The following is a 14,900-nucleotide window of genomic DNA, read 5'->3' on the forward strand; positions in this document are numbered from 1 at the left end:
TTTCTTATGGCGAAACCGTTCTCTGATTAAAAACCATAGACTTCTGGGCAATCCCCTCTCCATTCAAAATTAAAATACTAATTTCCATCTGGAGCCAAAGAACAGAAAACCAGAAATAGAATATAGAAGAAAATATGATGTCGGAGCAAGTAAAAATGCCGAACAGGCATTTTCTGCGCCGCGACTATCTTCACATTTTCTTCTATATTCTATTTCTGGTTTTCGTTTCTTTAGTCCATCAAATTAGTATTTTATACTCTCATAAATTGGGTATTTCTCTGTAAGAGACTTAACGATTGCTTCTGCTTCCTCAAGTTTACGGTCAATAATAGTAAGCTTGATTGCTTCTGCTATCTGTACCATATCTTCTTCTTTTAATCCTCTAGATGTAACAGCAGGGGTTCCAAGACGAAGACCACTTGTTACAAATGGAGACTGTGGATCATTCGGTACTGTATTTTTATTACATGTAATGTGTACAGAATCTAATAATTTTTCCATGTCTTTTCCTGTAAGGCCCATCTTACGAAGGTCTACAAGCATCAGATGGTTATCTGTTCCGCCAGATACAATATCAAATCCTCTTTCAATTAATGCATCTGCCAATACAGAAGCATTCTTTACGATTTGTTTCTGATATTCTTTAAATTCTGGTGTTAATGCTTCTTTTAAGCATACAGCTTTAGCTGCGATTACATGCATTAAAGGACCACCCTGGATTCCTGGGAAGATAGCTTTATTGAAGTTGTATTTTTTATTTACCTCATCGCTTGATAAAATCATACCACCTCTTGGCCCACGAAGTGTCTTATGAGTTGTTGTTGTTGTAACGTGTGCGTATGGGATTGGGCTCTCATGAAGACCTGCAGCTACTAAACCTGCGATATGAGCCATATCTACCATTAATACTGCTCCAACTTCATCTGCAATTTCACGCATTCTCTTAAAATCAATCTTTCTTGCATAGGCGCTTGCACCAGCAATGATCATCTTTGGATGACACTCTAAAGCGATTTCTCTTACTTTATCGTAATCGATCACTCCTTCATCATTCACACCATAAGGTACACAATGATAGTTCTTACCAGACATATTTACAGGGCTTCCATGTGTTAAATGTCCGCCATGATCAAGGTTCATTCCCATGTAAGTATCTCCCAGATTCATTACTGCAAAGAATACTGCCATGTTGGCCTGTGCGCCGGAATGAGGCTGGATATTAACATACTCACATCCAAACAATTCTTTTGCTCTCTCGATTGCCAGATTCTCTACAACATCAACATACTGACATCCACCATAATAACGTTTTCCAGGATATCCTTCTGCATATTTATTTGTAAGATGACTTCCCATTGCTGCCATAACTGCTTCGGATACTAAGTTCTCTGAAGCGATCAACTCCAAATTATTTCTCTGTCTTCCGAGTTCATCTTCCATCGCTTTTGCAACTTCCGGATCAAAATCCTTCACATAGTCAAAACTAAACATATTTTCTTCCTCCGTATTCTATACTGAATTTTCTAAAATAGATTTGCATATCGAGATTATAGCATACTGATAAAATACAAGCAATCATTAAATACTGTAATATTACAGCACTTGAATGACTTCCCGTACATTTGATACACCAATTACCTGTATCTTCTTACAAATATTATTACTGAGTACTTCTGCATTTGTCTTTGGCATGATGCATCTTGTAAATCCCATTTTGACGGCTTCAGCCAGTCTTTGTTCAACATGACTGACACCGCGTACTTCTCCGGTAAGCCCTACTTCCCCAAAAATTAATGTTCCTTCATGAACTGGGAGATTACGATAACTCGATACAACTGCACAGATAATTCCAAGATCGATTGCCGGTTCACCAAGCTTCATTCCTCCAGCAAGGTTTACGTAGGCATCACAGCCACCAAGCTGCATACCAGCCTTCTTTTCAAGAACAGCCAATAAAAGATTCACTCTATTAAAGTCAATTCCTACGGTGGTACGTCTTGGCATATTAAAACTTGTAGGGGAAACTAACGCCTGAATTTCAATAAGTAATGGTCTTGTCCCTTCCATCGAACATACAACAACGGATCCGGAAGCATCCGTTGGTCTTCCGTCAAGCATTACTTTTGATGGATTCTCTACTTCCACAAGCCCCTGTTCCTTCATTTCAAATACACCAATTTCATTTGTTGAGCCAAATCGATTCTTCACTCCTCGAAGAATTCGGTAAATTGCAGTCTGATCTCCCTCAAAATACAATACCGTATCTACCATATGCTCTAATGTTTTTGGTCCTGCTACTACGCCTTCTTTTGTCACGTGACCTACTAAAAATACAGCAATCCCTTCTACTTTTGCAAGCTGCATTAATACAGAGGTAACCTCTCTTACCTGACTGACACTGCCCGCTGCGGAAGTAATCTCCTCGCTGTACATTGTCTGAACAGAGTCCACTACAACCATATCTGGTTTTGCCTCTCTTACAGCTTCTGCGGCTGCATTGATATCTGTTTCGCAAAGTAGAAAAACATTCTCTTTAAAGCCACCAAGACGCTGTGCCCTCATTTTAATCTGTTTTAAAGATTCTTCGCCGGATACATAAACAACTTTTTTTCCACTGTTCGCCTGATAACGACAAATTTGTAATAGTAATGTTGACTTTCCAATACCGGGATCTCCTCCAACTAATGTAAGGGAACCTTTTACAATTCCACCACCAAGAACCCTGTCAAGTTCCGGAATACCAGAGCTTGACCTGTCTTCTTCTTCCATGGAAACTTCAAATAAACCGGTAAGCTGCTGATGTGGCAGATTATTTCCTCTTTTTCCAACTCCCCTTGATACAGGATTAATCTTCTCCTCCGTCATTGTATTCCACTGATGACAGCCGGGACACTGTCCCATCCATTTCGGCGTTTCATAACCACATTCCTTGCAAAAAAATACGGTCTTTGCCTTTGCTTTTGCCATAAGTAATCCCTTTCTGTACTACAAGATCAAAAATTTTTAAATGTCTTTATTCATCAGATATCTTCTCGATAAAATTCAAGTCGAGCAGCCATCACTCACCACCTGAAAGAGGTGGGAGTCTTCTCGACTGAGATAAATAAAATAAGCTCGAAAAAACAATATTATTATATAAAGCATCTTCGCACAACACGAAGATGCTTTATATTATGATTATACTTTTTCGAACTTTTATACTTTTTCAATATGTATTATAACTTCACTACCTGAACTTTTGCAGTTTCTCCTGCATCCAGTTCAATACTAAAACTAATCTTTCCACCAAGACTTGATTTCAGCTTACCAATATTTGTGTCATTAACAAATACCTTATATTCCTTTTCTGGTTCTACTTCAAGTGTAATCTGAAGATCATCTGCTGCTTCTGTCTCAAATGCAATCTGACGTTCTGTTTCTTTATATCCATGCACTGCAGAACCTGGTACAGATTCGTACACAACACCACCATTCTTTTCTAAACGAGTGATTTCCTGAAATGTTTTTACTTTATATACATCGCCTTCGAATGAAAATTCGTCAAGCTTTGTCTTCTGTGTAAGACTGTAATCTCCAAAGCTTAAGCTTCCATTCTCCTCTGCTTTTAATAGTTCTTTTACATTAGCCATTATTATATCCTCCGTATTTGTATCTATAAAGCTACCATTATTATACAAGAAAGTAGGTAATTTTTCTACCAAAAACACATAATTATTAAAAACTTTTTTATTCTGTCTTTTTCTTCTTTCGCTCTTTCTGAATAACTGGCTTATCTTTTTCAATATCAAGAAGGATTTTATCATTATTTTTGATATGTCCTTCGAGGTATTCATCTGCAAGGAAATCTTCTAATTCATTCTGAATTGCTCGTCGTAATGGTCTTGCACCATATTGTGGATCATAGCCTTTTTCAAGAACATAATCTGCAACTTTATCAGAAAAATTCAATACAAAACCAGGATTCTTTGAAAGTCTGTCGGAAAGTTCTTTTAAAAGTAACTTTACAATTTCTTTTTGCTGTGGTTTTTCCAATGTATGGAAGACCATAATACCATCCACACGATTAATAAATTCTGGTTTAAATAACTGTTTTACTTCTTCCATCACCTGAGACTTCATTCGCTCGTGATCTTCCTTAGCACTTCTTTCTGTAATAAATCCAAGATTTTTCGGTGCCATGATTCGTTGTGCACCTGCATTAGAGGTCATAATGATCACTGTATTTTTGAAGTCTACTTTTCTGCCGTTTGAATCGGTAATCTGTCCATCATCAAGTACCTGCAGAAGGATATTAAATACATCTCCATGTGCTTTTTCAATCTCATCAAACAAAAGAACGCTGTACGGATGGCGTCGTACCTGTTCGGAAAGCTGTCCACCTTCTTCGTATCCTACATATCCTGGAGGAGAACCAATTAATTTAGATACACTGTGTTTCTCCATATACTCAGACATATCTACACGAATCATTGCATTTTCATCACCAAAGAGTGCTTCTGCAAGTGCCTTAGACAATTCTGTTTTACCTACTCCAGTAGGTCCTAAGAACATAAAGGAACCGATCGGTCTCTTTGGATCCTTTAAACCGACACGACCTCGCTTAATTGCCTTTGCAAGCATTGTTACAGCCTCATCCTGCCCAATGACTCTTTTTTTCAAAGTATCTTCCAACCCTAAAAGGCGCTGGGATTCACTCTGGCTAATCCGCGTCACCGGAATCTTTGTCCAGGAAGAAACAACTGCTGCCACATCATTCTCTGTAACAGTGATACGGCTTACGGACTTCTTTTCTTCCCATAATTCTCGTTCTTTTGCCAGTTTTGTTTCAATAGTTTTCTGCTTTGTATTATTCGTCTTTGCTTTACGCAGATTTCCCTCTGCGAGTGCCTCCTCCTTTCTCTTACCATATTTATCAAATTGTTCTTCTAATATCCTCATCTCATCAGACATTGTATAGAGACCAACTTTCTTCTTTGAAGCAGCTTCATCCATAACATCGATTGCTTTATCTGGAAGAAAACGGTCACTGATATATCGCTCGGATAATTCTACTGCTGCTTGAATTGCTCCTGCTGTATAATGTACCTGATGATGCTGTTCATATCTGTCTTTTAAACCATTTAAGATAGCAATTGCTTCTTCCTCAGATGGTTCTTCCACCGTAACCGGCTGAAAGCGCCGCTCAAAGGCAGCATCTTTTTCAATATATTTGCGGTATTCTTCACGAGTAGTTGCACCAATTAACTGAATCTCTCCTCTGGCAAGAAATGGTTTCATAATATTGGAAGCATCAATCGCACCTTCTGCTCCACCCGCTCCAATCATTGTATGAATCTCATCTACAAAAAGTAAGATGTCTCCTCTGGAGATTACTTCTTGAAGAAGTTTTTTAATTCTCTCTTCAAATTCACCTCGATATTTTGATCCCGCGATCATACCCGGAAGATCTAAAGTCATTACTTTCTTTTCCCAGAGCATTTCCGGCACTTCTCCCCGGATGATCCACTGTGCGAGTCCCTCTACAATTGCCGTTTTACCAACGCCTGGCTCACCAACAAGACAGGGGCTGTTCTTTGTCCGTCTGCTTAAGATCTGTATGATTCGCTCGATTTCCTGTCTTCTTCCCACGATAGGGTCTAATCTTCCATCTTTCACTTTCTGCGTTAAATCTACACAGTATGAAGAAATCATCGAGTTCTTACGCTTATTCTTCTTAGGAGCTGTCAGAGATTGGTATTCTTTCTGTGCCCTTGTCATATCTATTCCAGTTGCTGTTAATACATCAATATAAATCTTCTTAACATTGATATTCATTCCCTTCATCAGACGAAGAGCAATACAATCTCTTTCTTTAATTAACGCCAGTAAAATATGTTCGGTTCCTATCTGCTTTGCATGAAGGCGAAGTGACTCCTCCTCACTGGTAGATAAAACATGCTCTGCCTTAGGACTATATCCAAGAAATGTCTGACTAGTATTATCTCCAAGTGCTGCCGACTCACCAAGAACTGCTTCTAAAAAGTTTTCATATGTAAGGCCATTCTCATAAAGTACTCGCCCGGAAAGAGATTCCGGCTCTGATAAAAGTCCTAAAACAAGATGCTCGGTCCCTATATATTTTTGATGGCATGAAGCAGCATCCTGTGCCGCTCTTTCTAATACCCGGGAAGCATAGTTATTATATTCTGTTCTCATTCTATCCTCGCTTTCTATTCTTCCTCTTCTATTACAAGAAATGTATCATACATTTCTTCAATTAACTGTTTCATCTCATCCTTTGTAATCTCCTTACAGATTGCCTGTGCTACGATCATCTGCATATATTCATTCACCTTTGTCATTTCTTCTGCTTTATTACTAATCTGTACAGAAATGACTGCTCCGCGTCTTCTGTCAAGCTTCAGATAGCCTTCCTGCCGAAGCATAGCATATGCCTTATTCACCGTATGCATATTCACACCAAGTTCTCCTGCCAGACAACGTACAGAAGGAAGGGAATCTCCATCCCTTAACTGTTCCTGTGCAATTTGCATAACGATTTGGTTGCGAAGCTGTATGTAGATTGCTTCAGGGCTGTTAAAATCAAGTTCTATTCTCATATTTATCATCCCATTCTTTTAAAGATATCTTCTGTGTTATATAGACTATATCATGTGGCTCAAAAAATCAAGTCTATAAAGAAAAAAACGTATAAAATGTATTCTTATCTTACGGTAAACACACTTTATACGTTTCTTTTATTAATGCTCATCAGCAAGAAGCTGGCAATACAGAATATCCAGTGCTTCTTTTACTGCACTGTAACGGACACCCTGACGATCTCCTCCATAAAAACAACGCTTTACAATCGTACATCCCTTTACATAACAACCGATATAAACCAATCCTACCGGTTTTTCTTCTGTTCCCCCTCCGGGTCCGGCAATCCCCGTTGTAACAATAGCGGCATCTGCATTTGCCGCTTTCGCAGCGCCTTCTGCCATTTCTAATGCCGTCTGCCTTGATACTGCACCATACATTTTGAGTGTTTCTTCTTTTACACCAAGCAATTTATGTTTGGCTTCATTAGAATACGTAATGTAGCTCTCCTTAAAAACTTCTGAAATTCCATCGGCATTTACAAGGGTACCTGCCACGAGACCACCCGTACAAGATTCAGCAGCTGTTACTGTCATCTTCTTGTGAAGCAAAATACGTGTAATCTTTTTTTCAATTGGTTCTTCTGCCATAATCCGATTGGAACTCATTATTTTTCATTGCCTCCCTCTTTCAGTACATCGATATTCTTTGCCAGATAATCTACGAGAGAAACAATCGTAAGAATTAATGCAATGTATACAAGAATCTGTTCAACAATATGTATACCACCAGCATAGGCTGGGAAATTCTCACCAAGATTCAGCATGAGCAAAATGATAGCAAACATCTGGAAATTTGTCTTAAACTTTCCCCAATAACTTGCAGCAATAACAACACCGTTGTCACTTGCTACTAAACGGAAACCACTAATGACAAACTCTCTAGCAATAATTACGATAACGATCCATGCGGCAATCTTATTTTGTGCAACTAAACAGATAAATGCAGAAGAAACAAGCATTTTATCTGCTAAAGGATCCATGAACTTTCCAAAATTTGTTACAAGATTATACTTTCTTGCAATATGTCCATCTAAAAAGTCTGTAAGACTTGCTGCGCAAAAAAGAACGGTTGCAATCCACTTTGAACCAGCCACAAAATCTGTTAATAAAAAGAATACAAAGAATGGAATCATAATGATTCTCACAATTGTAAGCTTATTCGGTAAATTCATCGGCATAAATAACATCTCCCATCAAATCATATTCATTAGCTCCTGTAATCCGAACAGGAACTATGTCACCGGAAATTAATTCTTCCTCTGCACGAACAAATACATTTCCGTCTACCTTTGGCGCATCCATATAGGTTCTTCCAATATAAATGTCGTCCTCATATAAGTAGCCTTCTATTAAAACGGACATCTCCTGACCGATTCGACGTTCTTCTTTTTCAGCAGAAATCTCCTGCTGCAATGCCATAATCTCATCTCTTCGGCTTTCTTTTATATCTTCTGGAATCTGCCCATCCATCTCGGCAGCCTTTGTTCCTTCTTCTGCGGAATAAGGGAATACACCCAGACGGTCAAATTCCATCTTGTCTACAAAATCTACCATATTATTAAATTCTTCCTCTGTTTCACCAGGGAAACCGGTAATTAATGTAGTACGGAGAACAATGTCCGGAATTTCTTTTCTTAACTTCTCCACAAGAGAAATTAATTCTGCTCGATTCGTTCTTCTGCCCATACGCTTTAATATCGTATCTTCACTATGCTGAATTGGGATATCCAGATAATGACAAACTTTTTTTTCTTTTTTCATGACAGCGATAAGCTCGTCTGTAATTTCTTCCGGATAACAGTATAAAATACGAATCCATTCAATACCTTCAATCTCGCAAAGCTTTGTAAGCAGTTCCGGTAATGCCTTTCTTCCATAGCAGTCCATGCCATATACTGTTGTTTCCTGCGCGATGAGAATCAGCTCTTTGACACCGCTTGACGCAAGATTCTTTGCTTCCCGTAATAAGTCTTCCATAGGGAAACTACGATACTGTCCTCGAATGTATGGAATAATACAATAGGTACAGCGTTTATTACACCCTTCTGCAATCTTTAAATATGCTGTATAACCTCCGGTTGTTACTACTCTTTTATCTGCAAGAGAATCAGGGAGCAGATCAATAGAAGGACAGCAATTTATGAAAGATTTTTCTTGTGTTACTGCTTCTTCTGGAGATACCTCCTGTAAACTTTCTGTTCTATCAAGAATTTCATCTAAAATAGAAACAATTTCTGTATAGCCAGTGGTTCCGATCACCGCATCAACTTCAGGAATCTCCTGTTGAATCTCATCCTGATAACGCTGCGCCATACAACCAGTAACGATCAAAGCCCTGAGGTCACCCTTCTTTTTCCATTCAGCCATCTCAAGGATTGTTTCTATACTCTCTTCCTTTGCATCATGAATAAAGCAACAGGTATTCACTACAATCGCATCTGCCTCCGATTCTTCCTGAGCAACGCGATATCCCGCTTCATTCAAAAGTCCAAGCATTTTTTCACTGTCTACAAGATTTTTGTCACATCCTAATGATACAAATAATACATTTTTCATCGGTTATTCATCCTTAATGCTGCTTCTACACAGTTATTCATTAACATGGCGATCGTCATTGGCCCTACCCCACCTGGAACTGGTGTGATTGCAGAAACTTTATCTGCCACTTTATCATAATCAACATCACCACAAAGTTTATTTTCTGCATTTCTGTGGATTCCCACATCAATAACAACTGCTCCATCTTTTACATAGCTCTCATCAAAAAACTTTGGTTTTCCAATAGCGGCTACTAAAATATCTGCTCTCTGACATACTTCTTTTAAATTCTTTGTATGAGAATGACAGATTGTTACTGTTCCATTTTCTCTTAAAAGAAGCATCGCCATCGGTTTTCCAACAATGTTGCTTCGTCCAACAACTACACAGTCTTTTCCGTCAATAGAAATTCCGGAACGCTTTAATAACTGAATAATTCCGGCAGGAGTACAGGATACAAAGCCCGGTTCTCCTGTTGATAAAGCTCCTACACTCTGTGGATGGAATCCATCAACATCCTTTGCAGGAGAGATTGCCTGGATAATTTCTTTTTCATCCATATGAGCTGGGACAGGCAGCTGGACAAGAATACCATTGACATGATCATCCTTATTCAGTCTGTCAATTAAGGCAAGCAGTTCTTCTTGTGTTGTTTCTTCTGGAAGTTCATATGCCTGTGATTCAATTCCAATATAAGCGCATGCTTTCTTTTTATTATTCACATATACGCTTGAAGCCGGATCATTTCCTACTTGAATTACAGCTAAACATACAGAAACGCCTTCCTCTTTTAACTGCTTTACCTGTTCTTTTAATTCCTCTTTAATATCAGAAGATATCTTTTTTCCATCAATTCTTAAAGACATGGTATTTCCTCTTTCTTATTCAATATTTTTAATATGTGTATTTCAGAACGCATCAGCATTCCTGCTTTAAACAGCCATAAGATATTTTATAATACAACACTTTTTCCATTTCGTAAAGTCCTGACCGATAAGTCTTTATATATCTTTATAAATATTCCTCAAAATATGCCTCTAATTGTTCTGAAGACATCAGAACTTTACGTGGCTTTGTTCCTTCTTCCGGTCCTACGATTCCAGCATCTGCAAGCTGATCAACAATCCTTGCTGCCCTGTTAAATCCCACCTTAAACATCCTCTGAATCATACCAATAGAAGCTTTATCTTTTTCAATAACAAAACGGGCTGCTGCCTCAAAATATTCATCTTTTTCCTGTGAAATAGCTGCACTGTTTAATTTACTTTCGATTTTTTCAGTAACTTCTGTATCATACACTGCAACATCTTCGTTCTCTTTTAAGAACTCTACTACATCACTAATTTCACTATCTGAAATAAATGCCCCCTGTACACGTACTGGTTTAGAATATCCAGCCGGATAAAATAACATGTCTCCTTTTCCAAGAAGCTTCTCTGCACCGTTCATATCAATGATGGTACGGCTGTCTACACCAGATGAAACAGAAAAGGCGATTCTTGACGGTACATTTGCCTTGATCAGACCAGTAATAACATTAACAGATGGTCTTTGCGTTGCAATCACCAGATGAATTCCTGCTGCCCTTGCAAGCTGTGATAAACGTACAATCGCATCTTCCACCTCGCCAGGCGCAACCATCATAAGGTCAGCAAGCTCATCAATAATAATAACGATCTGTGGCATTTTCTTAATTGTTTCTGGATCAATCTCCCCTGATTTCTGAAGTTCTTTTACCTTTTTATTATATCCTTCAATATTTCTAACACCGGTTTCTGTAAACTTTTTATAACGGTTCGTCATCTCTGCTACCGCCCAGTTCAGCGCACCAGATGCTTTTTTCGGATCTGTCACGACTGGAATCAAAAGATGCGGAATACCATTATAAATACTAAGTTCCACCATCTTAGGATCAACCATAATAAGTTTTACCTCTTCTGGAGAAGCCTTGTACAAAATACTCATGATCAAAGTATTAATACAGACCGACTTACCGGAACCGGTTGCTCCGGCAATCAATAAATGCGGCATCTTTGCAAGATCTGTAACAACGGTTTTTCCACCGATATCTTTTCCTACAGCAAATGCAAGTCTGGACTTAAAATTTTTAAAAGTACTGCTTTCTATCAGATCACGAAAATGTACTGTCTGATTGTGCTTGTTTGGGATTTCAATTCCTATCGCTGCTTTTCCGGGAATTGGTGCTTCAATTCGAATATCTGAAGCAGCCAGGTTCAGCTTAATATCATCCGTAAGTGAAAGAATCTTGCTTACCTTCGTTCCCTGCTCAGGAAACATCTCATACCTTGTTACAGACGGGCCACAGCTAATGTCTGTAATCGTTACATTAACCCCAAAGCTTTCCAAAGTCTGCTGAAGCTTCAATGCAGTTTCTTTTAAATACTGTTCATATCCGGAAGATTGTGTCTGTTGTTCTTTTATAAGAAGAGTAACCGGTGGAAAAATGTAATCCTTTCCTTCTGCCTTTTTTCTATCAGGGACAGCAGCTTCTTTTGCTTTAATTTCTTTAACTACTGTTTCATTAGATATAATCTCGTTATCCTTAGCTTCACTTTCTATCACTTCATTATCTGAAATATTTGAAATTTCACTGGCATTTTCTTCATTATCTGCCGCTTCATTATTTATATCTACAACTTCATTGGTCATAGCTGCTACATTGGCTGTCTCACTATCTATAAGCTTACATTCCGTTGTCTCCTTATCTTTTTCTTTATCTTTTTCCTCATCATTGATTCTTTCAGCCTCTATCGTTGATTGCGAGAAATCAGGGAGATTTACTGAAATATCTTCTTCTAAAATCGCATCTGCTTCTGATACAATATTCTCAACAGATTCTTTGACAGAAGTTTTTAATCCACTTATCTTGATTTCTTCCGGCAAAGAGGTATGAAATCCTCCCTTTGCTTTATGAGGTGCTTCATATACGTCCTCTTCTTTTTCTTTTTGATTCGTTTCTTCTTCAAAGGAGGATGCAGATTCTTTTATTTCGTCAGGGAATGTAAATGCACTGAAATCCAGCTTACCCTGAAACGGTTCTGTCTTCCCATCTTCTTCTGTAAAAGGATAGATTCTTGGATGAAGTTCTTTTACACAATCTTTTCGTTTCACTTCATCAGAGGACGTAAATAATGGAACATTTACTTTTAAATCCTGTAAGTTCTTTACTGATTCTGTCTTATCTGTTTTTTCCCGGGCACTTCCTTTCTGCGATCTACGTTCTTCTAATTCCTTTACTTTTTCCTCGCATTGTTCCGTTCTGCGCTTCTCCGTTGTTTTCTTTTTACCATTTTTCATCTTTAAAAATGACTTTGTTCTATCTGGAATTTCTTCTTCATCAAGATTAATCAAAATATCTTCTGTAGCAGCAACTTCCCTCTCCAGTTGTTTTTGCTGAGCAGCTTTTTTCCATTCTTCTCTTGATGTTTTCATGTCTTTTACAATCTTTTTGAAAAAAGACACAAAAGAACGCTGTGTGAGCAAAATACAGGATAACAGGAAAATGCAAAAGAGAATTACCATAGCTCCTGCCGTCCCAAAGCCTTCTTTTAACAATAGGGCGATTCCACCACCGATAATTCCTCCTGTCACATGATTATTGATTGCCAGTGAAAATAAATCATGTACTGTTATGGAAGCACCTTTATACAACAACTGAGAAAGTGCAGACACTTCCATCAAAATGATAAAACCTGCGCCACACTTTTTCATCGCCAGTGTACTATAATCATTTGCAATTAAGATGGTTACGCCAAGGAAAAAGAATACCGGCATAACAAACTGTGCACAGCCAAAAATACCAAAAAAGAAACTTGCAAGCCACTTTCCGATCATCCCACAATGACCAAAATTACTAAACATCATCAGAACAACTAATCCGAATGAAACAACAAGCGTTATCTCATTGCTCATAGGAATACCCTCATCTCTTTGCGTATAGTTTCTTTGTGCACTGTTTTTTTGTGCACTGTTTTTTTGTGCCGTTCCTTTTTTTCTTCTTGTTGTGCTGCCCTTTGCGGTACTTTTCCTTGTCACATTACTGCCCGGTGCTGTTTTCTTTGTCGTTTTTCGTTTTGTTTTATTCTCGTTTGTTTTACTATTTGCCATATATAACACCTTTATATTCTAAGTTTGATACTTCTATCATCATATCACAAATACCCGAAGAAAAAAAGATGCGTTCTTAAAATAAATAACACTGTTTTTATCTTATTAATTTTTATAATTTCTTCTTTTCCTTCTTCTTTCTATCTCCTGATGCAGCCAGAAAAGTGCCTCGGAGATACCGCCAACCTCGTGAATCAATCCCTCTTTTACTGCCATTTCTCCTACAAGAATTGTTCCCAGATCTTTTACCATCATCCCCTGTCGCAGCATCATTCTTTCTATCCTGCTTTTTGTAACTCCGGTATGTGCTTCCACAAATTTAAGAATCCTGTCCTGAATTAATTTGAAATATTCAAAAGTCTGGGGTGCACCAATTATCGTTCCATTTAAACGTACTGGATGAAGGACCATTGTCGCCGTTGGTGCAATGAATGTTCGATCTGCCGCTACAGATAATGGTACACCAATAGAATGACTGTCACCAATAATTAGAGAAACGGTTGGTTTCTTTATAGATGCAATCATCTCTGCTACGGCTAGCCCACAAGAGCAATCCCCTCCTACGGTATTTATAAGGAAGAAAATTCCCTCTATTTCTTCACTATCCTGTGCTTTTGCCAAAATAGGAAGTAAATGTTCATACTTTGTCGTCTTTATTCGCTCTGATGACAGATTATGTCCTTCGATTTCACCAATAATTGACAAAAACAAAATATGATGTCCTGATATCCCATCTTCCAGTACGATTTCTCCAACTTCTAATAAATTATTTAACTGCTGATTCATGAGCTGCCTCCTGTATTTTTTTCTAGCATACCCATTTCAAGCAAAAAAACACCAGAGAACTCCATTACATTTCACTCTCCAGTGTTTTCTTTTTATTTAGAAACTTTATAAAACTTATGATTATTCTGAAACTGACTACTCACCTTCAAACAATTCCAGTTTTTAAAAGCGTCCATATGTGCATCATAATATTCTTTATCTAAAATCAATGCCTGGGAATATCCCTTCTCTATATCTCCTATCGCTTCCTCTACATGCGAAAACGTGATTGCCCGTCCTTTGTATTTATTTTCAAGATATTTTGCAAATCTTTCTTCACCGGCTCCAGCCGGTGCTGCAATTATTTTATTTTTGAGACTTCGCATATCAAGTAATCTGCTTTCTTTCGGAACCAATACACAAATATCTGATGTGTAAAATTCACTTCCAGAAAGAACTTCCTTTTCTCCGGTTTTTACGACTGTACTGCCAATAAAGCCATCAACAGATTGTTCTGAAAGACTTTGTTCTGAAGCAGAAATATCCATCGGAACAAACATATAAGTAAACGACTGTTCTTTTGAAAGCTTATCTAAAAATGTCACATACAAACCTTTTTCTGTGCCATCAGCGTCTTTATAATAATATGGCGCATTGTTATCAACTACACCAATATAATAATCTACTTTCTTCTCCGTTTTCTTTTTTTGATTGCCAAATTGACATCCTGCAAGAATACATAAAAGTAACAACGTTATGATTCCCAGTGTAAATTGCTTTCTTTTTTGCATTCGGACCCTCCTGTTAATTTTAATGTACTCTCAAAGC

At 38.0% G+C, this 14,900-nt stretch carries 12 protein-coding genes; all 12 read right to left on the reverse strand.

Features of this window, described 5'->3' with window-relative positions:
• Positions 1–243: 243 nt before the first annotated feature.
• Positions 244–1,491 carry a serine hydroxymethyltransferase gene (gene glyA, locus EHLA_RS08280; protein ID WP_021907745.1) on the reverse strand — a complete coding sequence of 416 codons (1,248 nt, stop codon included), beginning with the start codon at positions 1,489–1,491 and terminating at the stop codon, positions 244–246.
• 102 nt (positions 1,492–1,593) lie between these two features.
• Complete coding sequence (radA, locus tag EHLA_RS08285; protein ID WP_096240235.1) at positions 1,594–2,967, reverse strand: DNA repair protein RadA; 1,374 nt, start codon at positions 2,965–2,967, stop codon at positions 1,594–1,596.
• A 248-nt stretch (positions 2,968–3,215) separates the two neighbouring features.
• Positions 3,216–3,629, reverse strand: a complete 414-nt coding sequence (locus EHLA_RS08290) for a hypothetical protein (RefSeq protein WP_021907743.1) — start codon at positions 3,627–3,629, stop codon at positions 3,216–3,218.
• A 97-nt stretch (positions 3,630–3,726) separates the two neighbouring features.
• Positions 3,727–6,195, reverse strand: coding sequence for an ATP-dependent Clp protease ATP-binding subunit (locus EHLA_RS08295; protein ID WP_096240237.1), 2,469 nt, complete (start codon positions 6,193–6,195; stop codon positions 3,727–3,729).
• Between the two features lie 14 nt (positions 6,196–6,209).
• A complete protein-coding gene (locus EHLA_RS08300) occupies positions 6,210–6,599 on the reverse strand; it encodes a GntR family transcriptional regulator (protein WP_021907741.1) in 390 nt (129 codons plus the stop codon).
• 141 nt (positions 6,600–6,740) lie between these two features.
• Positions 6,741–7,247: a CinA family protein gene (locus EHLA_RS08305; protein ID WP_021907740.1), complete on the reverse strand. Its 507-nt coding sequence runs from the start codon at positions 7,245–7,247 to the stop codon at positions 6,741–6,743.
• Positions 7,247–7,813 carry a CDP-diacylglycerol--glycerol-3-phosphate 3-phosphatidyltransferase gene (gene pgsA / locus EHLA_RS08310; protein WP_096241595.1) on the reverse strand — a complete coding sequence of 189 codons (567 nt, stop codon included), beginning with the start codon at positions 7,811–7,813 and terminating at the stop codon, positions 7,247–7,249. Before pgsA ends, EHLA_RS08305 begins: the two co-directional genes overlap by 1 nt.
• A complete protein-coding gene (gene rimO / locus EHLA_RS08315) occupies positions 7,797–9,197 on the reverse strand; it encodes a 30S ribosomal protein S12 methylthiotransferase RimO (protein ID WP_096240239.1) in 1,401 nt (466 codons plus the stop codon). The genes pgsA and rimO overlap by 17 nt, the downstream gene beginning before the upstream one ends.
• Entirely contained in the window at positions 9,194–10,045 is an 852-nt protein-coding gene (folD, locus tag EHLA_RS08320; protein ID WP_096240241.1) for a bifunctional methylenetetrahydrofolate dehydrogenase/methenyltetrahydrofolate cyclohydrolase FolD, read from the reverse strand. The genes rimO and folD overlap by 4 nt, the downstream gene beginning before the upstream one ends.
• A gap of 145 nt (positions 10,046–10,190) precedes the next feature.
• Complete coding sequence (locus tag EHLA_RS08325) at positions 10,191–13,307, reverse strand: FtsK/SpoIIIE family DNA translocase (RefSeq protein WP_242970697.1); 3,117 nt, start codon at positions 13,305–13,307, stop codon at positions 10,191–10,193.
• Between the two features lie 105 nt (positions 13,308–13,412).
• Positions 13,413–14,093 carry a ClpP family protease gene (locus EHLA_RS08330; RefSeq protein ID WP_096240243.1) on the reverse strand — a complete coding sequence of 227 codons (681 nt, stop codon included), beginning with the start codon at positions 14,091–14,093 and terminating at the stop codon, positions 13,413–13,415.
• Between the two features lie 92 nt (positions 14,094–14,185).
• Positions 14,186–14,863: a substrate-binding periplasmic protein gene (locus tag EHLA_RS08335; RefSeq protein WP_096240245.1), complete on the reverse strand. Its 678-nt coding sequence runs from the start codon at positions 14,861–14,863 to the stop codon at positions 14,186–14,188.
• Positions 14,864–14,900 lie beyond the last annotated feature (37 nt).

The organism is Anaerobutyricum hallii (assembly GCF_900209925.1).
In the GTDB taxonomy this organism is placed as follows: domain Bacteria; phylum Bacillota; class Clostridia; order Lachnospirales; family Lachnospiraceae; genus Anaerobutyricum; species Anaerobutyricum soehngenii.

What these genes read in the sequence shown, in the direction of transcription:
- glyA (WP_021907745.1), bottom strand. Translation starts at nt 1,491, where the DNA reads ATGTTTAGTTTTGACTATGTGAAGGATTTTGATCCGGAAGTTGCAAAA.
- radA (WP_096240235.1), bottom strand. Translation starts at nt 2,967, where the DNA reads ATGGCAAAAGCAAAGGCAAAGACCGTATTTTTTTGCAAGGAATGTGGT.
- EHLA_RS08290 (WP_021907743.1), bottom strand. Translation starts at nt 3,629, where the DNA reads ATGGCTAATGTAAAAGAACTATTAAAAGCAGAGGAGAATGGAAGCTTA.
- EHLA_RS08295 (WP_096240237.1), bottom strand. Translation starts at nt 6,195, where the DNA reads ATGAGAACAGAATATAATAACTATGCTTCCCGGGTATTAGAAAGAGCG.
- EHLA_RS08300 (WP_021907741.1), bottom strand. Translation starts at nt 6,599, where the DNA reads ATGAGAATAGAACTTGATTTTAACAGCCCTGAAGCAATCTACATACAG.
- EHLA_RS08305 (WP_021907740.1), bottom strand. Translation starts at nt 7,247, where the DNA reads ATGAGTTCCAATCGGATTATGGCAGAAGAACCAATTGAAAAAAAGATT.
- pgsA (WP_096241595.1), bottom strand. Translation starts at nt 7,813, where the DNA reads ATGAATTTACCGAATAAGCTTACAATTGTGAGAATCATTATGATTCCA.
- rimO (WP_096240239.1), bottom strand. Translation starts at nt 9,197, where the DNA reads ATGAAAAATGTATTATTTGTATCATTAGGATGTGACAAAAATCTTGTA.
- folD (WP_096240241.1), bottom strand. Translation starts at nt 10,045, where the DNA reads ATGTCTTTAAGAATTGATGGAAAAAAGATATCTTCTGATATTAAAGAG.
- EHLA_RS08325 (WP_242970697.1), bottom strand. Translation starts at nt 13,307, where the DNA reads ATGGCAAATAGTAAAACAAACGAGAATAAAACAAAACGAAAAACGACA.
- EHLA_RS08330 (WP_096240243.1), bottom strand. Translation starts at nt 14,093, where the DNA reads ATGAATCAGCAGTTAAATAATTTATTAGAAGTTGGAGAAATCGTACTG.
- EHLA_RS08335 (WP_096240245.1), bottom strand. Translation starts at nt 14,863, where the DNA reads ATGCAAAAAAGAAAGCAATTTACACTGGGAATCATAACGTTGTTACTT.